11 protein-coding genes are annotated in these 20,410 nt (G+C 66.3%); 9 read left to right on the top strand and 2 right to left on the bottom strand.

The window, feature by feature from the left end:
* The first annotated feature begins 78 nt into the window (after nt 1-78).
* The 4 genes from P0D87_RS02825 to fhuB all read left to right on the top strand — a co-directional run bounded on the left by P0D87_RS02825 (nt 79) and on the right by fhuB (nt 11,525).
* Nucleotides 79-6,123, top strand: coding sequence for a non-ribosomal peptide synthetase (locus tag P0D87_RS02825; RefSeq protein WP_408636719.1), 6,045 nt, complete (start codon nt 79-81; stop codon nt 6,121-6,123).
* A 206-nt stretch (nt 6,124-6,329) separates the two neighbouring features.
* Nucleotides 6,330-8,522 carry a TonB-dependent siderophore receptor gene (locus P0D87_RS02820; protein WP_053857851.1) on the top strand — a complete coding sequence of 731 codons (2,193 nt, stop codon included), beginning with the start codon at nt 6,330-6,332 and terminating at the stop codon, nt 8,520-8,522.
* A gap of 46 nt (nt 8,523-8,568) precedes the next feature.
* Nucleotides 8,569-9,537 (top strand): ABC transporter substrate-binding protein, encoded by a 969-nt coding sequence (locus P0D87_RS02815; protein WP_053857852.1) that lies wholly within the window; start codon nt 8,569-8,571, stop codon nt 9,535-9,537.
* Nucleotides 9,534-11,525 carry a Fe(3+)-hydroxamate ABC transporter permease FhuB gene (gene fhuB, locus P0D87_RS02810; protein WP_053857853.1) on the top strand — a complete coding sequence of 664 codons (1,992 nt, stop codon included), beginning with the start codon at nt 9,534-9,536 and terminating at the stop codon, nt 11,523-11,525. Before P0D87_RS02815 ends, fhuB begins: the two co-directional genes overlap by 4 nt.
* A 66-nt stretch (nt 11,526-11,591) precedes the next feature.
* Here the strand turns inward: fhuB and P0D87_RS02805 are convergent, their stop codons facing one another.
* A complete protein-coding gene (locus P0D87_RS02805; RefSeq protein ID WP_171799821.1) occupies nt 11,592-13,694 on the bottom strand; it encodes a TonB-dependent siderophore receptor in 2,103 nt (700 codons plus the stop codon).
* A gap of 318 nt (nt 13,695-14,012) precedes the next feature.
* Here P0D87_RS02805 and P0D87_RS02800 point away from each other — a divergent pair, with 318 nt between their 5' ends.
* From P0D87_RS02800 to P0D87_RS02790, 3 genes are all read left to right on the top strand, one after another.
* On the top strand, nt 14,013-15,284 hold the full coding sequence (locus P0D87_RS02800) for an MFS transporter (RefSeq protein WP_053857854.1): 1,272 nt from the start codon (nt 14,013-14,015) through the stop codon (nt 15,282-15,284).
* A 172-nt stretch (nt 15,285-15,456) separates the two neighbouring features.
* On the top strand, nt 15,457-16,101 hold the full coding sequence (locus P0D87_RS02795) for a pyridoxamine 5'-phosphate oxidase family protein (protein ID WP_006051161.1): 645 nt from the start codon (nt 15,457-15,459) through the stop codon (nt 16,099-16,101).
* Between the two features lie 99 nt (nt 16,102-16,200).
* Nucleotides 16,201-17,295 carry an asparaginase gene (locus P0D87_RS02790; protein ID WP_053858995.1) on the top strand — a complete coding sequence of 365 codons (1,095 nt, stop codon included), beginning with the start codon at nt 16,201-16,203 and terminating at the stop codon, nt 17,293-17,295.
* 66 nt (nt 17,296-17,361) lie between these two features.
* Here the strand turns inward: P0D87_RS02790 and P0D87_RS02785 are convergent, their stop codons facing one another.
* Nucleotides 17,362-18,336 carry a chemotaxis protein gene (locus tag P0D87_RS02785; RefSeq protein WP_006051159.1) on the bottom strand — a complete coding sequence of 325 codons (975 nt, stop codon included), beginning with the start codon at nt 18,334-18,336 and terminating at the stop codon, nt 17,362-17,364.
* Between the two features lie 369 nt (nt 18,337-18,705).
* Between P0D87_RS02785 and P0D87_RS02780 the strand changes: the two genes are divergently transcribed.
* Both P0D87_RS02780 and P0D87_RS02775 read left to right on the top strand, forming a co-directional pair.
* Nucleotides 18,706-19,275, top strand: coding sequence for a DUF4142 domain-containing protein (locus P0D87_RS02780; protein ID WP_053857855.1), 570 nt, complete (start codon nt 18,706-18,708; stop codon nt 19,273-19,275).
* A gap of 95 nt (nt 19,276-19,370) precedes the next feature.
* Entirely contained in the window at nt 19,371-20,396 is a 1,026-nt protein-coding gene (locus P0D87_RS02775; protein ID WP_006051157.1) for an aldo/keto reductase, read from the top strand.
* The last annotated feature ends 14 nt before the right edge of the window (nt 20,397-20,410 follow it).

Raw genomic sequence — 20,410 nt, 5'->3', positions numbered from 1 at the left:
CGACCCAAGCCGCTCATCGCTCAAAGACAAACATCACACGCGGCCGCGAAGCCGCGTTGACCTATTCAGATTGCCACTATGCTGACTACGATTCGCAACGAACCGGCTGCGACGGTTGCTTCTACTGGTTCTTCTGCTACCGCTAACGCTACCGTGAGCGAAGCGCCGAGCCAGGCGCTGGCGATTGCGCGCAAGTACGCGGCGCTATCGCCGGAACGTCGGCGGCGGTTTCGCGAGAAGGCGCGCGAGCAGGGTATCGATCCCGCGCGTCTGCCGATCGTGCCGTTGTCGCGCGAAGTTGATGACGCAACTAAATCAGCAGACGCAGAAGCGTCGAGCGCCGATGCGTCTTCTTCGTTTTCGCGCGCGGCAACTTATCCGCTCGCTCCCGCGCAGGAACGTCTGTGGTTCCTCTGGAAGCTCGATCCGCTGAACCCCGCGTATAACCTGTCGCGCGCGCTGCGTTTGACGGGGCATCTCGATGTGCGTGCATTGCGCCGTGCGTTCGATGCGCTCGTCGCTCGCCACGGCGCGTTGCGTGCACGCTTCGTCGAGACGCGCGGCGTCGCGGCCCAGCGCATCGCCGCGGACGCGTGCTACCTGTGGCGCGAACATACGCTCGACGATCCCGCGCAATTGCGCGACATGCTGCGTGCCGCCGCGCGCGAACCGTTCGATCTCGAGCAAGGGCCGCTGCTGCGCGTCGACCTCATCGCGATCGATGCGCAATGTCACGCGCTGTCGATCGTCGTGCATCACATCGTGTCCGACGGCTGGTCGCAGGCGCTCTTCGTTCGCGAACTCGCGGTGCTGTATCGCGCGGCGCTCGATGGTCAGCATGACGCGTTGACTTGCGCACTGCCGCCGCTCGACATTCATTTCGGCGATGTCGCGGCGTGGCAGAACGAATGGCAAGACGGCGCATTTGCCGACGATCTTGCGTACTGGAAACGGCGCCTTGGAGCCGAGCGTCCCGCGCTCGAATTGCCGTTGGACCGGCCGCGAGCAGCGGTGCGTGGCGTCGAAGGCGGACGCGTGCGGCGCGATGTCGGCCCGGCTCTCGCCGAGCGTCTGCGCGAACTCGCGCGTGCACAGCGCACGACGCTTTTCACCGTGTTGCTCGGCGCTTATGCCGCGCTGCTGTACCGCTACGGCGGTCAGCCGGGCTTGCGGATCGGCGTGCCGTCGGCGGGACGGCAGCGCAGCGAGACCGAGGGGCTGATTGGTTTTTTCGTCAACACGCTCGTGATCGACGTCGATGTCGACGGCACCATGCCGTGTGCGACGTTGCTGTCGCGACTGCATGAGCGCGTGCTCGAGGCGCATGCGCATCACTCGATACCGTTCGGCCGCATTCTCGACGCGTTGCGGATCGATCGCGAGCTCGGACGTTCGCCGCTGTTCCAGGTCATGTTCAATCTCGAGCAGGCGACGAGCGAGGCATCGGTTGCGATGCCCGGTCTCGTCGTTGAGCCGGAGGCGGGCGGCACGGATACGGCGCGTTTCGATCTGGTGCTGAACGTCGTGGACGATGGGCGCAGCTTGCGCCTGATGTTCAACTATGCGGCCGATGTGTTCGATGCGGGCACTGTGGAGCGGATTGCATCGCAGTACGAAGCGGTGCTTGAGCAGATGGTTGATGATGTGGAGCGACGGGTTGGGTCGTTGACGTTGCCTTTGCAGCATGAAGCGAAGCCGCTGATGTCTTATGCGTTCGAGTCGCTTGGGATCGCGCTTGCGGCGCAGGCAAAGCGCACGCCGCAGGCGATTGCGCTGCGCTGTGAAGATGAGTCGCTCACGTATGCTGAACTTGATGCGTGGTCGGCGGCAATTGCTTCGCGGCTCATCGCGCGAGGTGTGGGTGCTGAGCGGCGCGTCGGGCTGTGCGTCGCGCGAGGGCCGGCGCTGATCGCGGCGTTGCTTGGGATTATTCGCTCCGGTGGTGCGTTCGTGCCGCTCGACCCGGATTACCCGGCCGCGCGCCTCGCGCAGATGATCGGCGATGCCGGGATCGTGCAGGTGGTGGCGGATGCGGCGAGTGCGGCGCGGGTTGGTGAGGTGCTTGCGGGGTGTGAAGTAGTGGAGGTAGGGGCAACGGCGGTAGCTGCGGCTGCTGCGGAAGCGCACGCGAAGGCGCAGTCACAGTCGCAGTCGAACGTTGCTTCAGCGGCGCCACGGACGGGCGCAGCGCGCGAGTCACTGATGGGCACTGAGACACCGCAACACTCTGACGCAGAAACGATGATAAGCACAGCCACCGAGCAAGAGTCGAAGCGGCACATTGACGTTGTGCTGCACCCCGACCAGCTCGCCTATGTGCTCTACACCTCGGGCTCGACCGGCCGGCCAAAGGGCGTCGGCGTGAGCCACGGCGCGTTATGGACCCACCTGCGGGACTTCCTCACAACCTATGGCATCTCTAGCGACGACACGGTCCTCCACTCATCGACGATCAATTTCGACGTCGCGTTGCACGAAACGCTGCCCGCACTCCTGCGCGGCGCGACGGTCGAAATGCGCGGGATGCAGCCGTGGGATCTGCAAAGCCTGAGCGAACGGCTGGTGAAACGGCAAGTGACATTCGCGCGGATTCCGACGGCGCTGTGGCAGCAGTGGCATCGCCATGCGCCACCGCGCGCGCAGCTTGCGCTGCGCCAGGTGACGGTCGGCGGCGAGGCGCTGCCTGGCGACGCGCTCGCGCGCTGGCGCGACGGACCGCTCGCTGACATCCGGCTCGATAACCTGTACGGACCGACGGAGACGACAGTCGCCGCGTTGTACCGCCGCACTGTGGCCGACGACGTGCACGAGGTGACTGTGCCGATTGGCCATCCGTATCCGGGCCGTACGGCGCGCGTGTTCGACGCATTCGGTGATGAAGCGCCGGTCGGCGGGCTCGGGGAGTTATGCATCGGCGGGCCGACGGTGGCGCGCGGTTATCTGGGCCGCGCGGGTCTCACCGCGGAGCGCTTTGTGCCCGATCCGCACGGCGCGCCGGGTGCGCGCATGTATCGCAGCGGCGATCTGTGCCGAATGCGCGCGGACGGCACCGTGGAGTTTCTCGGACGGCTCGATCAGCAGGTGAAGCTGCGCGGGCAGCGCATCGAACCGGGCGAGATCGAGGCGGTGTTGCGTCAGTGCGAGGGTGTGCGCGAGGCGGCGGTGATTGTCGTCGGAGAAGGGCAGACGCAGCGGTTGGCGGCGTATGTGGCGGGCGAGGGTGGCGCGGTAGAGGCTGACGTGGCGGCGACGGATGCAGCAAGTACCGCTGCAAAGACAGGCGCAGCAACGACTACCACGACGACATCACCCACCCTCGACGCCGCACGCCTTCTCCGCGAACTCGAGCACAAGCTCCCGAGCTACATGGTCCCTTCATCGGTGACGATACTCGCGCGGCTGCCGTGGATGCCTAACGGCAAGCTCGACCGCGCCGCTTTGCCCGCGCCGCAGACGGGCGCACGCGAGCGCGTGGCGCCATCGAACGAGATCGAATCGGTGCTGCTGTCGATCTGGAGCGCCGTGCTCGGACGCGACGATCTGGGCGTCACCGACAACTTCTTCGAAGCTGGCGGCGACTCGATCCAGAGCCTGCAGATCATCGCACGGGCGCGCGAGGCGGGATGGCGGCTGACACCGCGGCAGATCTTCGAGCATCCGACGGTGAGCGGTCTCGCGCAGCGTGCGCAACGGCTCGATTCGCCGAGCGCGCATGAAATCGACGACGGCGCCGCGCTCGCCCTCACGCCGATCCAGCGGCTGTTCTTCGAGCGCTATCCGCAAGGGGAATCGCACTGGAACCAGGCGGTGCTGCTGAAGGTGAAGGGGCGGCTCGTGCCTGAGGCGCTCGAGCGCGCGGTCGCGGCCCTGGAGGCACGCCACGACGCGCTGCGTCTGCGGTTCGTAAAAGAGGCGGGCGAGTGGAAGCAGACCGTAGCGAGCGGAGAGTCTGCGGACACACTGACAGGAGCGACGCACGATTCGCAACCGTCACAAGCGTCGCAAGGCTCACAAGTATCGCTGTCGTCAGAGGAACCGCGGACAACACACGTATCGCAGCCCGCCACCCCCACAGTCCGCCACGAAAAACTCTCGTCGCTCGCCGACCTCGCAACGGCCTGCACCAACATCCAGTCGAGCCTCGACATCGAGCGCGGCCCGCTCTGGCGCATCGGCTGCTTCGAGACTCCAAACGAAACCCGTCTGCTAATCGCGATCCATCACCTGTCAGTGGACGGCGTCTCCTGGCGCGTGCTTCTCGAAGAACTGCAAACCGCCTATGAACAAGCCGAACGCAAGGAGCCCATCCACCTACCAGTCCCGTCGATGCCCTGGCGCGTATGGGTCCGTGAACTTCATCAGTATGCCGAATCATCGGAGCGTGTCGCTGAACTCGCATGGTGGCAAACCGCGCTCGACGCGCCTGCATTGCGCGCCGGCCCGCTGTTTCCGGCCATCGAGCCGCATCCGCAGCCGCAAAAGACGCTGCTGAAAAAGCTTTCGCCCGAACTCACCGCGGCGCTCCTGCGTGAAGCACCGCGCGTGTACCGGATGCGCGTCGACGAAGTGCTGCTTGCGGCGCTCGCGCGCGCCATCGGCGATGCGGTGTCGCGTGATGAAGTGCTCGTCGAGCTGGAAGGCCACGGTCGCGAGGATGTCATCGACGGTGCCGAGCTGAGCCGCACCGTCGGCTGGTTCACGAGCCAGTATCCGCTCGCGTTGCCGCGCGGCACCGACGCGGCCGATGCGCTGCTGCAGGTGCGCGAGCGTCTCGCGGCCGTCCCGTTGCGCGGACTGGGCTGGGGCCTGCTCTCGTGCTGCGCGGACGCCGCGAGTCGGTCGGCGCTGCGCGCGCTGCCCACGCCGGAGATCGGCTTCAACTATCTGGGCCGCTTCGATCAGACTTTCGACGATGCAAGCCGCTTCGGCTTCGCGGCCGAAACGCCGGGCGACGCCATCGCACCCCGCGCGCGGCTGCCCGACCGTGCGCTCGACATCAACGGCTGGATTGCCGGCGATTCGCTCGCGCTCAACTGGGGCTACGCGCCGCAGTTCGTGTCGGACGCGCTCGCCGAAAAATTGCTGGCGTCGTTCGAGTCGTCGCTCGTCGCGCTGGTCGAACATCTGCGCACCGCCACATCGCAACAGCAACCGCAACAGCCACAACAACCACAAGCCCCCAAACCGCGCCCACCCGTTCCCGATTCCGTCGAAACGCTGGCGCAGCGCGACACCATCGCCGCAAGCTGGACCGCGCGCGCCGTATACGAAGCCAGCCTGCCCGCGCCTCCCGCCGATGCGCTCGCCGCCTGGTTCGCGCGACGCCGGCCTCAAGACGCAAACTCTCGCGCCCAGGCCGCACGATCGCCGGCCGTGCCGCTCAACGCGCTCGGCGCGCCGGCAACGCTGTTCTGTCTGCACCCCGGCTACGGCATGGTCGGCGAATACCGCACGCTCGCGCAGGCGCTGAACGGCCGCGTGAGCCTGATCGCCATTCAGGCCCCGGCTGTGCGCGGCGAGCCGTGGCAAGGCGACACGTTCGAAGCGCTCGCCGCGCACTACGCCGACAGCATCGAAGCGCTCCAGCCGCACGGCGACTACGCGCTGCTCGGCTGGTCGTTCGGCGGCCGGCTCGCGATCGCCATCACGGATCATTTCGAGCGGCGCGGCATGCGCGTGTCGTTCGTCGGTATCGTCGATACGGCGACGCATCGGGAGGAGGGCGCCGGCTTTGCCACCACCGTCAAAGAAGACGAAGGCGAAGACAGTGCGCCGGCCGCCGCGCTTACGCTGCTCGACAACGCGGGCCCGTCGCTGCTCGGCGACGCGCTCGCCGCCGATGCGTTGCACGCCGATCTGATGTCGCGGCATGTGCTGCCGCGCATCGCCTGCGATCTGCATGTGTGGCGCGCGCTGCGCATCGCCGATCCGCGGCGCAGGATGGCGTGGGCGGACCACACGCGGGGCCGGCTGCACGAGTTCGACGTCGACGCGAGTCATTCGAGCATCGTCCACCATCCGCTTCTTGCCGCGCAGCTTGAGCAGCGGTTCGCACCATCGGCGCCGCAAAGCGAGGCGACGGCACGCACTCAGCCCGATCCCGTCACCGATCTCCACCGCTAGCACCCCCAGCCGCTGGCGCGGCGGGCACGCGTTTTCGCCCGCCTCGCGCCAACGGCTGTGTCTCCTGTTCCCTACAGTTTTATTCACATTGAATGCGAACGATTATTGTTTACATTACTATCCCGTCTTGAGAGAATCATCGGGCACCAGGCCGGCGTCCGCGCGTCTGGCTTGATTCGGGGATAGAAGAAAGGGGATCAAGAAGAATGAAGGTTGAGAAAGCCGGGAAATGCGTTGCTTTGCGGGAGCGCGGCTTGCCGCACCCGCGTCCGATTTACGTCGCGTTGATGCTGGGTCTGGCCAGCCTCGGCGCGCACGCGCAGGAATCGCCGGCCGCTGCATCGGGCACGGACGCCGCGAAGGAATTGCCTGCCGTTCAGGTGCGCAGTTCTGCTGAAGATCCGCTAGGGCCGGGCGTCGGCTATGTCGCCAAACGTTCGATGACCGGCACCAAGACGGATTCGTCGCTGCTCACGAATCCGCAGAGCGTGTCCGTCGTCACGCGCCAGCAGATGGACGACCAGGGCGCGCAGACCGTCGACCAGGCGCTGCGCTACACGCCGGGCGTCTACTCGCAGGACGGCACCGACATCCGCGCCGATCAGCTATACGGCCGCGGCTTTCCGCTCGACTCGTATCTGGACGGCCTGCATCTGTACCAGTCGCCGCGCTTCGCCACGCCGCGCATCGACCCGTACTTCATGGAGCGCCTGGAAGTGCTGCATGGCCCGGCGTCGGTGTTGTACGGGCAGGGCAGTCCGGGCGGTCTCGTCAATTACGTGAGCAAGCTGCCGATGGAGCAGCCCTATCACGAAGTGATGATGCAGATCGGCAACCACAACAACTATCAGTTGGGCTTCGACCTGAGCGGTCCCGTCGACAAGAACGGCACCGTGCTGTATCGGCTCACGGGTGTCGCGCGCACTGCGGAGACGCAGGTCAGCGACATCAAGGACCAGCGCCTTGCAATCGCGCCGTCGGTCACGATCCGGCCGAACCGCGATACGACGTTCACGCTGCAGGGCAGCTTCCAGCGCGACCCGAACGGCGGTCTGTTCAACCCGGTGCCCGCAGGTGCGACATTGTTTAGTAACCCGAACGGTCAACTCGGGCCGGACAAATATTTCGGCGACCCGGACCGCGACGGCATGCATCGCACGCAGTACTGGTTCGGTTATCAGTTCGATCACGCGATCAACGACAAGATCAGCGTGTCGCAGAATCTGCGCTATCTGCATATCGACCAGCATTATTACCAGACCTCGGTGACGAGTGCGCTCGGCGCGGATCAGCGCACGGTGTCGATGTGGGGCAACGTCGACAACGAGCACTACACGCAATTCCAGGTCGACACGCACGCGCAGGCGAAGGTGGCGACGGGCGCCGTTCAGCACACGTTGCTGTTCGGTCTCGACTATCAGCGCTCGATGCTCGGCGACACGGAAGGCAACTCCGTCCTCGGTACGGTGGATCTGTACAACCCGAACTTCTCGTCGCTGCCGATGCAGCAGGCCAACACGCGCCTCGATTATTCGTTGAGCACGGTCGGCGTGTATGCGCAGGACGAAGCGCGCTGGCGTAACTGGGTGCTCACGTTCGGCGTGCGCCAGGACTGGACGGGCGGCAATCAGCAGACCACCTTGCTCACGACGGGAAAGGGCAGCATTTACCACACGAACGATCATGCGTTCACGTGGCGCGCGGGCCTCGCGTATCAATTCGAAAGCGGCATCGCGCCGTATGTCAGCTATTCGCGGTCGTTCCAACCGGTCCTGGGCGCGACGTTTTCCGGCGCTCCGTTCTCGCCGACGAAGGGCCGGCAAGTCGAAGCGGGCGTGCGTTATCAGCCGAAATGGTTTGACGGCTTCTTCTCGCTCGCGGCGTTTACGCTCACGCAGGACAATGTGTCGGTGGTCGATCCCGATCATCCGGGCAACGCGATACAGACCGGCCAGGTCCGCTCGCGCGGCGTCGAGTTCGAAGCCCACGCGAACGTCACCGCCGATCTTAAAGTGATTGCGTCGTACACCTATTTGAACCAGCAGGTGACGAGCACCACGACGCCCACCAGTTTCGGCAAGCGTCCGACCATCGCGCCGCGCAATACCGCTTCGCTGTGGGCCGATTACACGTTCCATCGCGGACCGCTGCGCAACTTCGGCGTCGGCTCCGGCGTGCGTTATATGAGCAGTTCGGCGGGCGATGCAGCGAACACCTTCACCGTGCCGGGGCGTGTGCTCGTCGACCTCGGCGCGCACTACGACATTCAGAACTGGCGCCTGTCGCTCAATCTGAACAACGTGTTCGATCGCGAGTACATCTCGTACTGCACGACCGCCTCGGTGTGCTACTGGGGCGCGACGCGCACGGTGCTCGGCACGGCGCGCTATCAATGGTGATCGGCATGACGAAGGGCCCGGCGGATCGCATGCGGCACACGTTGCCATGACGACAGGCGTGCGCTTTAACGGCAAGCGGCGCCTCGCGCTTGCGGGGTTGGGCGCGGCCGCGCTTATGGCGGCGGGCGCACGGTCGGCGCGCGCGGCGGATGCGGCGGGTGCCGTTTCTGCGGCCGCTTCGATTTCAGGCTCGGCCGCAGGTTCCGCAGCGGCGCCCGCCGCTCGCGTCGTCGTGCTCGACTGGCCGCTGACGGAAGTCGTGTTGTCGCTCGGCGTTGTGCCCGTCGGCGTGTCGCGTCCCGCGTGGTATGCGAAGCTCGACGGCGTGCCGGCGTTGCCGCCGTCGGTCGTCGATACCGGCTTGCTGTATCAGCCGAACTTCGAAGTGCTCGCCGCGCTAAAGCCCGAGCTTATCGTCATCACGCCGTGGCACGCGCCGCTGCGCGGGTTGCTCGAACGCATCGCGCCGACGCTGACGGTGCAACTGTTCGGCCCCGGCATCGACGTCTATCCCGCTGTTCACGCCGCGACCCGCAAGCTCGCCGACGCGCTCGGCCGCAACGCCGCGGCCGATGCGCTGTTCGCGCAAGCCGATGCCCGCGTCGCCGATGCGTCCGCGCGTCTCGCGGGCTTTCGCGCGATGCGGCGTCCCGTCTATCTACTGCGTCCGATCGACGACCGTCACATCGCCGTATTCGGCAGAAACAGCCTGTTCGGCGGCGTGCTCCACGCGCTCGGAATCGATAACGCGTGGCAAGACTTCGCCGATCCGCAAGGCATGACCGAAGCGGACCTCGGCGCGCTCGCACGACATGCCGATGCGCAAGTCGTCACCATCGGCGTGCCGCCCGGGGTCGCGGCGCAACTCGCGCGCAGCCCGTTATGGGGCGCGCTGCCGTTCGTGCGGCAAAACCGCGTCCGGCACATCGGCCCGTTGCCGGCGCTCGGCGGCCTCGTCGCGTCGATGCGTTTCGCCGACAGCCTCGCCGGCGCGCTGCAAGGAGTCACCCAATGAACCGCTCGATGGCGACTGTCACCGCCGCCGCGCCGCGCGCGTGGCGGCTGCCCGCGCTGCTGCTGATGCTGGCCGCGTGGCTCGTTTATCACACACTGTCCGCGCGGCTGCCTGTCGCGCAATGGCCCGGCGCGCTGTTGCCTCGTGCCGATGCCACGTTGCCGCAGCTTGTCGTGCGCTATGGCTGGCTGCCGCGCTTCGCGATCGCGCTGATCGCCGGCGCGGCGTTGTCGCTCGCGGGCGTGGTCTTTCAGCAGGTGCTGCGCAATCCGCTTGCCGAGCCGCTCACGCTCGGCGTGTCGGCGGGCGCGTATCTCGCGTTGACGATCGCCGCGGTGGCCGCGCCCGCGCTGGCCGTCGATATGCGCTTCGCGGTCGCGCTGGCAGGCGCCGCGCTCGCGATGTTCGCCACCATGGCGATGACGTGGCGCAAGGGCTTCGCGGCAGTCTCCATCGTGCTCGCGGGCATGATCGTGAATCTGTACTGCGGCGCATTGTCAGTGATCCTGACGATTGTGTTCGAGCGTTCGTTGACGTCGGTGTTCATCTGGGGCGGCGGCTCGCTCGTGCAAAACGGCTGGGCGAGCGTCGTGTGGCTGCTGCCGCGCGTGCTCGCCTGCGGCGTCGCCACGGCGCTGCTGGTGCGTCCCTTAACGCTCTTTTCACTCGACGACGGCAGCGCGAGCCAGCTCGGCATGTCGCTGAAATGGACGCGTCCGCTCGCGCTCGGCGTCGCCGTCACGTTGAGCGCATTCGTTGCGAGCGCGGTCGGCGTGATCGGCTTCATCGGACTCGGCGGGCCGGTGCTCGCGCGTCTGATGGGCGCACGCCGCGTGCGCGACCAGTTGCTATGGGCGCCGCTCGTCGGCGCACTGTTGCTCGCGATCGCCGATCAGGCCGTGCAGAGTTTGCCGAGCGTACTCGGCGAACTGCTGCCGACGGGCGCGGCGGTCGCGCTCTGCGGCGGGCCGCTGCTGCTGTGGATGCTGCGCCGCGTGCATATCGAGGCGCCGCGTCCCGCGTCTGCGGAGAACGCGCCGCCGCGGCGCGCGTTAACGATGCCCGCACTGCTGCTCGGCGTCCTGCTCGTCGCCGCGGTCGTCGTGTCGCTGCTCTTTTCGACGACGCTGCACGGCTGGCAATGGACCGGCGCGCAGCAATGGAGCGACGTGTGGTTCTGGCGCGTGCCGCGCCTCGCCGCATCGCTGGGCGCGGGGGTGATGGTGGCGCTCGCGGGGACGATCCTGCAACGCGTCACCGGCAATCCGATGGCAAGCCCCGATCTGCTTGGCGTGAGCGGCGGCGCGATGCTCGGCATGCTGGCCGCCGCAGTCGTGGCGAGCGCGCCGTCGACGCCCGTGCTGCTCGCGGGTTCGTCGGCGGGCGCGCTGATCTGCCTCGTGACGATCGTCGCGCTCGGCCGCCGCAGCGGTTTTGCGCCGGAGCATGTGCTGCTTGCGGGCATCGCCCTCAGCGCGTTTTCGCAGGCGCTGGTCATGCTCGCGACGGCGAGCGGTGGCGCGTACGCGAACCTCCTGCGTCCGCTGCAATATGGCTCGACCTACCTGATCGCGCCGGCGACGGCAATCGCCGTCGGCGCGTGCACGGTCGTCGCGGTGGTCGTCGCGTATCTGGGCGCGCGTTGGCTCGAGATCCTGCCGCTCGGCGCGAACGTGGCGAATGCGCTCGGCGTCGGCGCGCAACGCGCGCGGCTCATGCTGCTCGCGCTGGCCGCGATCCTCACGGCGGGCGCGACGGTCGTGATCGGCCCGATGTCGTTCGTCGGCCTGATGGCGCCGCATCTCGCGCGGCTGCTCGGCTTTCCGCGCGCGCGTTCGCAGATGCTCGTCGCGGCGCTGATCGGCGGCTTGCTGATGGTGCTGTCGGACTGGCTCGGCCGCAACATGATCTTTCCGCAGCAACTGCCGGCCGGCGTCATTGCGACGCTTCTGGGCGGCCCTTATCTGATGTGGTTGCTGCGTCGTTGATGCGTCGAACAAGGTGAGCCGAGGCGCGCATCGCGCGCCTCATGACTCTCGACGAACCCCGCTGCGTCAGAACGAAAACGTCGTATTCAACATCACGAGCCGCGCTTCGCCGACCGCGATAATCAGATTGCTGTTGCTCGACGGATAGTACGTTTTGTCGAACACGTTCTTCACATTCAGTTGCACATGCGTCGGGATCTTGCCGATCTTCGTGTCATAAGCGGCGAACAGGTCTGCCACGACATAACCTGGCAACGTGAAGCTGTTGGCCGTGTCGCCCGGACGCTTGCTCACTAGCCGCGCGCCGCCGCCAAAACGCCATTGCCCCGGCAGATACGGCAGCATCGTGTCGTAGACGGCGAAGACACTGCCGGTATGGCGCGCCGCGTTCACGAGGCGCGTGCCGTTGTCGCGGTCGGTTGCGTTCGTGTATGCATAGCTGCCGATCACGCTTACGTGCTGTGTGAGCCGGCCCGCAACATCGAGCTCGATGCCGCGCGACCTCGCGCTGCCCACCGTCTCCGTCGTATCGCCGACCGTGACCGCCACATTGTTCTTGTCGATCTGATAGACGGCGAGCGTGCCCGTGATGCCGTGCGCGTCGAGCTTGAGGCCCGTTTCATAGACGCGTCCACGCTCCGGCGCGAGCGGCTCGCTGACTTGCGTGGCGACGTTCGGCACGAACGATTTGCTGAAGTTCGCGTACGCGGACAGCGCCGGCGTGAGCCGGTAAACGAGGCCGAATTGCGGCAGCCATACCTGCCCATGCGAGTGATCGGCGATCACGAACGGACGGCCCACGCCCGACAGTTGCTGCCAGTTCTCCCAACGCAGGCCGCCGACCGCGATCAGCCTGTCGGTCAGATGAACCGTGTCCTGCGTCACGACGGAATAGGTATGCACCTTCGACAAGCTGTCGCTCTGCGTCGCGCTCGGCGTGCCGCCCGGCGACAGTTGTCCATAGACGGGGTCGAACAGATCGAAGCCCGACACCGCCTTGCCGCGTATGGTGTCGCCGCGGAAGCTGCGTTGACGCTCGTACTCGCCGCCGACGTACAACTCGTGACGCATGCCGCCGAGCTTCAGATTGCCGAGCACGCCGACGGTCGCGATCTCGTCGGAATCGTTGCGCTGCAGGTTCGCATCCGACGAGCGGCTCATGATGCCGGTCCTGCTGTTGAACGCCGTCGCGCGCGTGATGTACTGGTCGTAGCGGTCGCGGCTCCATCCGTAGGTTGCGCGCACGCGCCATTCGTCGGAAAAGCGGTGTTCGATTTTCGCGCGCAGCGTTTCCTGCTCGCCTGAGTTTTGCGCCCACGCTTCTTCATAGCGCGTGTAACGCAAGGCATCGTCGGGATGACCGTTGACGAGCACCGTGCCGCGGTCGAACGGCGTCGTGTAGTCGACGTACTGGTAGCTCACGTCGATCGACGTATTCGCGTCGTGCCACGACAGCGACGGCGCGATCAGCGCGTCGCGCTGGCGTCCGAAGCTGCGCCAGTAGCGCGCGGTGTTGTACTCGCCGGTCAGGCGAAACGCGAGCGTGCCGCCCGCGACCTGGCCCGCTTCGCCGATCGGTCCGGTGAGGTCGAAGCTCGTGCCGCTGCCGCGATGGCTCGTGTAGTTCGCAGAGACCGAGCCGTGAAAAGTGTCTTCCGGTTTCCGGGTGATCAGGTTGATCACGCCGCCTGGCTCCTGAATGCCGTAAAGCAGCGAAGCCGGGCCCTTGAGCACTTCGACGCGGTCGATCGTCGCGAGATAGTTGTGAAGCGTCGGCGAGCGCATGCCGTCGACGAGAATCGAGCCGTCGTCGTTCGAGCCGAAGCCGCGCTTGATGAACGCATCGCGCGTTCCGCCGAGCGTGTTCGTTTGCGTGATGCCGCTCACGTTGCCGAGCACGTCGTCGAGCGTGCGCGCCTGCTGGTCCTGCATCACGCTCGAGCTGACCACCGCGACGGACTGCGGAATGTCGCTGATTTTCGTCGCGATGCCGCTCGCGGTTTCACTCGTGCGCGGACGATAACCGGCGGTCGGGTCGGCGAGCGCGGCGGCCTGCACGGCGACCGCCGGCAGTTCGGTGGGGGCGGCGGTCGAGGCGGCGGGCGGGGCGCTCGCGGCATCCGGCGAAGCGGCGGCGGCGAGTGCGGCGGGCGCGGTCGCCATGTACATCAACATCGAAAGGGGAATGCGGAGGCCGCGGCGGCGAGGGCGGCCTGGCGGCGCGGAGGTTTTGACGAAGCGCATGGATGGTTTGAACGACGAGATTCCTGGACGACGCGTATCCCGCACCAGAGCGGCCGGGCAGCTCAGCGGCGTCGGTTGTTATTAAGGATGCGAGAGGATAATGTAAATGAGAATGATTATCAAATGAAAACATAATGACGCGGACTCGCGGATGCCCACCGCGCCAGCAAGACCGGCTGCGTTGCTCTAAACTAGCCGCCGCTCACGCCAGCCACGCCAGCCACGCCAACACTCACGACCTCGATGCCTCCCGTTCCCGCCGACTCCAGCGACACCGCCGATTCCTCCTCCGTCAGCCTGCCGAAGCAACCGGCGTTTCAACGCTTCTGGTGCACGCGCATTCTCTCGTCGCTGTCGTTCCAGATGCTCGCGGTCGCGATGGGGTGGCACATCTACGCGCTCACGCACAGCGCGTTCGCGCTCGGCCTCGTCGGACTCGCGCAGTTCCTGCCGATGTTCCTGCTGACGCTCGTCGTCGGCCATTTCGCGGACCGCTACGATCGCCGGCGCATCGCGGCCATCTGTCAAAGCCTCGAAAGCGTCGCGGCATTGCTGTTCGCGTGGGGCACGTTCGGCGGATGGATCAGCGCACCCGTGATCTACGTGCTCGCTGCCTGCGTGGGCGCGGCGCGCGCGTTCGAATCGCCGGCGGTCGCGTCGTTGCTGCCCGGCGTCGTGCCGCGCGGGCAATTGCCGAAGGCGACGGCGTGGGCGACCTCGGCGAACCAGACCGCGCAGATCGCCGGTCCCGCGCTCGGCGGTCTGCTTTACGGCATCGGCCCGGGCGCCGCTTATCTCGCGTGCACGCTGTCGTTCGCCGCCGCGGCCACGGCCGTGTGGGGCATTCCGCTGCGCGCGAAGCCGGCGAGCCGCGCGCCCGTCACGCTCGAATCGGTGTTCTCGGGCATCGCCTTCATTCGCAAGCAACCGGTGATACTCGGCGCGTTGTCGCTCGATCTGTTCGCGGTGCTGTTCGGCGGCGCGACCGCGCTGTTGCCGGTGTTCGCACGCGATGTGCTGCATACCGGGCCGCTCGGGCTCGGCCTGTTGCGCTCGGGCACCGCGATCGGCGCGCTCGCGGGCACCATCTGGCTCGCGCATTTTCCGCTGCGCAACCGGCCGGGCGCGGCGATGTTCGGCGGCGTGATCGCGTTCGGCGTGGCGACGCTCGTGTTCGGCATGTCGCATCAGTTCATCGTGTCGCTGCTCGCGCTGATGGCGCTCGGCGCGTCGGACACCATCAGCGTCGTCGTGCGTCTGTCGCTCGTGCAGCTTCGCACGCCGGATGAAATGCTCGGACGCGTGAGCGCCGTCAATTCGCTTTTCATTGGCACATCGAATCAATTGGGTGAATTCGAATCGGGTATCACCGCCGGCTGGTGGGGCGCGCGAACGGCGGTGCTGGTCGGCGGCATCGCGACGATCACGGTCGCCTTGCTGTGGATGAAGCTCTTCCCCGAATTGAGGAACACGCGTTCGCTCGAACGCGAAGAGGAACTGGCGCCGAGCGCCTGAGCGGCACGCGGCTTTGCACGGCGCGCGGCCTGGCACGGCACGCGGCCTGGCACGGCGCGCGACTCTCGTTCGATGAGAAGCGGCTTCTCGTTCAGGCCGGCTACCGCGCCACGGCTCATGCGCGTAAGGTTGAGCGCGTCACTTGCGGGAATGCCCGCCAAGGAGCCGTTTCATGACACACCCTGACTCGCACCAGCACGCTTATCCGAGCGACATCGCGTTCACGCCCACGGTCAAGGCATTGCAAAGCCGCAACGGTTCGCGCGATGCGTATGCGCGGATGGAAGAGGAACACGGCTGGCAGACGCGTCTCACGCCCGACGTCGCGGGTTTCATCGAGCAGCAGACGAGCGTGTTTCTTGCGACCGTCAGCTCGGAAGGGCAGCCGTATATCCAGCATCGCGGCGGTCCCGCTGGTTTTCTGCGCGTGCTCGACGATCACACCATTGCGTTCGCGGATTTTGCAGGCAACCGGCAGTACATCACGGCCGGCAATCTCGCGGAAAATCCGAAGGCGCATCTGTTTCTGATGGACTATGCGCATCGCCGGCGCATCAAGATCTGGGGCGAGGCGCGCGTGGTCGACGACGATCCCGCGTTGCTCGCGAAGCTGATGCCCGAGGGTTACAAGGCGCGCGGCGAACGCGTGATCGTGATGACGGTGCGCGCGTGGGACGTCAATTGTCCGAAGCATATTCCGCAGCGTTTCGAAGCGGCGGATGTAGCCGCCGCATTGCAGGAACGCGACGAGCGCATCCAGCAACTCGAGGCGCAAGTGGCCGAGCTTAAACGCGAGGCAGCGGTTCGCGGCGATTGATGCGCGCGCACTCGTTCCGTAGAATCGTGGCGCTTAGCGCGTGACATATGACGCTTGCTTGCAAGCGCAACGATTCGCGCGATCACGAGGAGAATGCGCATGAGTCTGCACACCACGGAGCCGATCGCGGCGACCGTTTATCGCGGCAATTCTGTTGAAAACACGCACCGCGCGCATGTCGCGGTTGTCGATGCCGCCGGCCGCCTGCTGTATTCGTTCGGCGATCCGTCGCGCGTCACCTTGGCGCGTTCCGCCGCCAAGCCGGCGCAAGCGCTCGCGGTGCTGGAAACCGGCGCGCTGGAGCGCTTCGGTTTCGACGATGCGGACCTCGCGCTGATGTGCGCGTCGCACAGCAGCGAGCCGCGTCACATCGAGCGTGCGCGCGGCATGCTCGCGAAGGCGAAGGCAAGCGAAGCGGATCTTCGCTGCGGCGGTCATCCGCCGCTCTCCGATGCGGTCTACGCGGACTGGATCAAGCGCGATTTCAAGCCGGGCGCCGTGTGCAGCAACTGTTCGGGCAAGCACGCGGGCATGCTCGCCGGCGCGCGTTCGATCGGCGCCGCGCTGAGCGGTTACGAAGAGCCGGATCATCCGTTGCAAGTGCGTGTGAAGCACACGGTCGCCAACGTCTGCGATCTGCCGGACGAGGGCGTGCAATGGGCGATCGACGGATGCAATCTGCCCACGCCGGCCTTTGCGCTGGACCGTCTTGCGCGACTCTTCGTCAAGCTGGCCGCTGCCGAGGATGAAGTGTCCTCCGGTGCGTCCAACGCTGAGCCTACTTCGCGCACGGCGGCGCTCGCGCGCATCTATCGTGCGATGACGGCTTATCCGGAACTGGTGGCAGGAGAGGGCCGCTTTTGCACGCTGCTGATGAACGCGTTCGAAGGCGCGCTGGTCGGGAAACTCGGTGCGGACGGCAGTTATGCGATCGGCGTGCGCGCGTCGAAGCAGACGGCGGCGCACACAGGCAAGGAGGGCGCGCAAGGCGCGCTCGGCATCGCGGTGAAAGTCGAGGATGGCAACGTCAGCATGCTGTATGCGGTGGTCGCCGAAGTGCTCGCGCTGCTCGATATCGGCACGGCTGGACAGCGCGCGAAGCTCGACGCTTTTCACGCGCCCAGAACGCTCAACACGATGGGCGTCGCGACGAGCCGCGTCGTGTTTTCGGTTGCGCTCGCCGCGGCTCGGTAAAGCGGGTGTGCGTCGTTAGTGCTGGCTCGGCGCACGGCCGCGCGGCCGCGCGGTCGCTTCACATCGTCAGGCTGCAGCCTCGGCCGCGGACATCAGCGCAGTACGTATCGCATGCGCGAGCTCGCCCGCCTGGAACTTGGCGACATAGCCGTTCGCGCCGGCGTTCTTCACATGCGCCTCGTTGGCCGCGCCCGTCAGCGATGAATGGATGATCACCGGAACGTCGCGCATCCGCTCATCCGCCTTGATCTGGCGCGTCAGCATGAAGCCGTCCATCTCGGGCATTTCGAGGTCGGTCAGCACGAGCGCGATGCTGTCCTTCACGCGCACGCCGTTGGCCTCGGCTTCTTCCGCGACCTGCTGCAAGGTCTGCCACGCCTCTTCGCCGGTCTTGGTCATCACGAACTCGGCGCCGATCGCGGTCAACGCCTGCTCGATCAGCTTGCGGGCAAAGCCGGAGTCGTCGGCGGCAAGAATCTTCGCGCCCGGGCGAATGCCCAGCGCATCGCCCACCGACGTCGGGTCCACGCTCGGATGCTGCGACGGGAACACGTCGCGCAGCACCTGCTCGACGTCGATCACCTGCGCGAGCCGCGAGTCGCCCGTATTGCCGTCGATCCGCGCAATGCTCGTGACGAGATTGCCGCCGGCCGCGCCTTCCGCGGACAGCACCTGATTCCATTCGAGGCGCACGATGTCGTCGACTTCCTCGACCGCGAACGCCTGCGTCGAGCGCGCGAATTCGGTGACGAGCAGGATGTTCAGGCCGCGCGTGGGCTCGCAGCCCATCAGCCGCGGCAAGTCGATCACGGGGATGATCTGCCCGCGAATATCGACCGCGCCCATCACGAACGGCGACGAACCGGCGATCGGCGTGACCGGCGGCATCGTCGAAATTTCGCGCACCTTGAACACGTTGATGCCGTAAAGCTCGTGCGCGTCGCTGCCGGGCACCGAGCCGAGACGGTACAGCAGCAACTCGAATTTGTTGGAACTGGTCAGGTTGGTGCGTTCGTCGTGCGCGCGGTTATCTACTGCCATCGAATCTCTCCGGGATTGCGGTGCGTGGGCGCGCGCTTGCGTTGGTTGATGCCGACGCGCTTCTTACTTTCTGTTATCGGCGCGGCTGCCGAAAAATTCAGCGGCTCGCCGGCTTTTGCTGGCAATCCCTGGGTGCGCGCGGTTTTCGCTCACAAGCGGACGGCATTCGTGTGAAGGTTACCTAACGTTACACAAGCGACAGCGTCGTATCACATGGCATCGGGCGCGGCTTCTAGAATTTTTTCCGACGATCGAATGCGGCGCTTTGCGGCGCTTCACGGCAGCAGACGAGCCGGCCGCGGCCTCTCGCGCTCACATGTCCTCGCGCGCCGCATCGTTGCCGTTTCGCTTCCAATCCAAGGAGAACGTATGACCCGCTTGCCTCTCGCCACCATCACGAGCGCCTGCATGGCCAGTCTGCTGATGCTCGCCGCTTCCGCCACGACGGCCAACGCCCAGACCGCGCCCGCCGCCGCGCCGGACGCGGGCCGTCTGCATGCCGCCGACCAGACGTTCATCGCCGAGGGCACGCAGGCCGTCGCCACGCAACGCGATGCGGCGCGCATCGCGACGTCGCGCTCGACCGACCGCGACGTGAAGGCATTCGCCGAGCGCGTCTCGGCCGATAACGCCAAGATCACCGACGCACTGCGCGCGGCCAGCCCGCGCGGCGTCGACGTGCCGAAGAACGACCCCGACACGGCGGTGCTCGCGAGCATCAACAACCTGCGCGGCGCCGAGTTCGACAAGACCTATATCGAGCAGGTCGCGCTGGCCGGCGAGCAGAAGGCGCTGTCGGCGTTCCAGGCGGAAATCGCCTCGGGCCGCGATCCGCAGTTGAAGGATGCGGCGAAGAAGGCGTTGCCTGTTCTGCAGGAGCATTACGCGATGGCGCAGGAACTGGCGCAACGCAAGCATCTGCCGGCAGCAGCGCACTGAGTTTGCGGAGGCGGGCGACGCCGGCGACGCGTCCGCGCCGACCGGCGTAAACTGAACCTCCGTTCAAACGACGGCTATGCCACGGAGATTCATCAATGGAATACAGACATCTGGGTGCGTCCGGTTTCAAGGTGCCGGTGCTGAGTTTCGGCACGGGCACGTTCGGCGGCAAGGGCGAATTTTTTGAGGCGTGGGGCGCGACCGACGTCGCCGAAGCGCGCCGTCTGATCGACATCTGTTTCGATGCGGGCGTCACGATGTTCGACACCGCGGACATCTATTCGCGCGGCGCATCCGAGTCGGTGCTCGGCGAAGCGCTCAAGGGCAAGCGCGACAAGGCGATCCTCTCGACCAAGGCGACGTTCCGTTTCGACGACGGCCCGAACAACGTGGGCTCGTCGCGCTTTCACCTGATTCAGGCGGTCGACGCGGCGCTCAAGCGCCTGCAAACCGACTACATCGACCTCTTTCAGTTGCACGGTTTCGACGCGCGGACGCCGGTCGCCGAAGTGCTGTCCACGCTCGACGACCTGGTGCGCGCGGGCAAGATCCGCTACACGGGCGTGTCGAACTTTTCCGGCTGGCATCTGATGAAGTCGCTCGATACCGCCGACCGCTACGGCTATCCGCGCTACGTCGCGAACCAGACGTATTACTCGCTCGTCGGCCGCGATTACGAGTGGGAGCTGATGCCGCTCGGCATCGATCAGGGCGTGGGCGCGGTGGTGTGGAGCCCGCTCGGCTGGGGGCGTCTGACGGGCAAGATCAAGCGCGGCCAGCCGCTGCCGCAGCAAAGCCGCTTGCACAAGACCGCCGACATGGGCCCGCCGGTGCCGGAGGACTACCTGTTCCGCGTGCTCGACGCAATCGACGAGATCGCCGTCGAAACCGGCAAGACCGTCCCGCAGATTGCATTGAACTGGCTGTTGCAGCGCCCGACGGTGTCGACGGTGCTGATCGGCGCTCGCAATGAAGAGCAGTTGCGGCAGAACCTGGGCGCGGTCGGCTGGAATCTGACGCCCGAGCAGGTCGCGCGGCTCGATGCGGCGAGCGCGGTGCGGCCTGCTTATCCGTACTGGCATCAGGAAGGATTCGCCGAGCGCAATCCGAAAGCGGTTTAAGCGGGCGAGTCGGG

The organism is Paraburkholderia sp. RL17-368-BIF-A, from assembly GCF_046054045.1.
Taxonomy (GTDB): Bacteria; Pseudomonadota; Gammaproteobacteria; order Burkholderiales; family Burkholderiaceae; genus Paraburkholderia; species Paraburkholderia graminis.
Note: the sequence above shows the minus strand (reverse complement) of the source record. Positions and strands in the feature narration are given on the sequence as shown.

Excerpts from the sequence above, each read along its gene's own strand:
- fhuB (WP_053857853.1), top strand. The coding sequence starts at position 9,534 with ATGAACCGCTCGATGGCGACTGTCACCGCCGCCGCGCCGCGCGCGTGG.
- P0D87_RS02805 (WP_171799821.1), bottom strand. The coding sequence starts at position 13,694 with ATGTACATGGCGACCGCGCCCGCCGCACTCGCCGCCGCCGCTTCGCCG.
- P0D87_RS02825 (WP_408636719.1), top strand. The coding sequence starts at position 79 with ATGCTGACTACGATTCGCAACGAACCGGCTGCGACGGTTGCTTCTACT.
- P0D87_RS02795 (WP_006051161.1), top strand. The coding sequence starts at position 15,457 with ATGACACACCCTGACTCGCACCAGCACGCTTATCCGAGCGACATCGCG.
- P0D87_RS02820 (WP_053857851.1), top strand. The coding sequence starts at position 6,330 with ATGAAGGTTGAGAAAGCCGGGAAATGCGTTGCTTTGCGGGAGCGCGGC.
- P0D87_RS02780 (WP_053857855.1), top strand. The coding sequence starts at position 18,706 with ATGACCCGCTTGCCTCTCGCCACCATCACGAGCGCCTGCATGGCCAGT.
- P0D87_RS02785 (WP_006051159.1), bottom strand. The coding sequence starts at position 18,336 with ATGGCAGTAGATAACCGCGCGCACGACGAACGCACCAACCTGACCAGT.
- P0D87_RS02790 (WP_053858995.1), top strand. The coding sequence starts at position 16,201 with ATGAGTCTGCACACCACGGAGCCGATCGCGGCGACCGTTTATCGCGGC.
- P0D87_RS02775 (WP_006051157.1), top strand. The coding sequence starts at position 19,371 with ATGGAATACAGACATCTGGGTGCGTCCGGTTTCAAGGTGCCGGTGCTG.
- P0D87_RS02815 (WP_053857852.1), top strand. The coding sequence starts at position 8,569 with ATGACGACAGGCGTGCGCTTTAACGGCAAGCGGCGCCTCGCGCTTGCG.
- P0D87_RS02800 (WP_053857854.1), top strand. The coding sequence starts at position 14,013 with ATGCCTCCCGTTCCCGCCGACTCCAGCGACACCGCCGATTCCTCCTCC.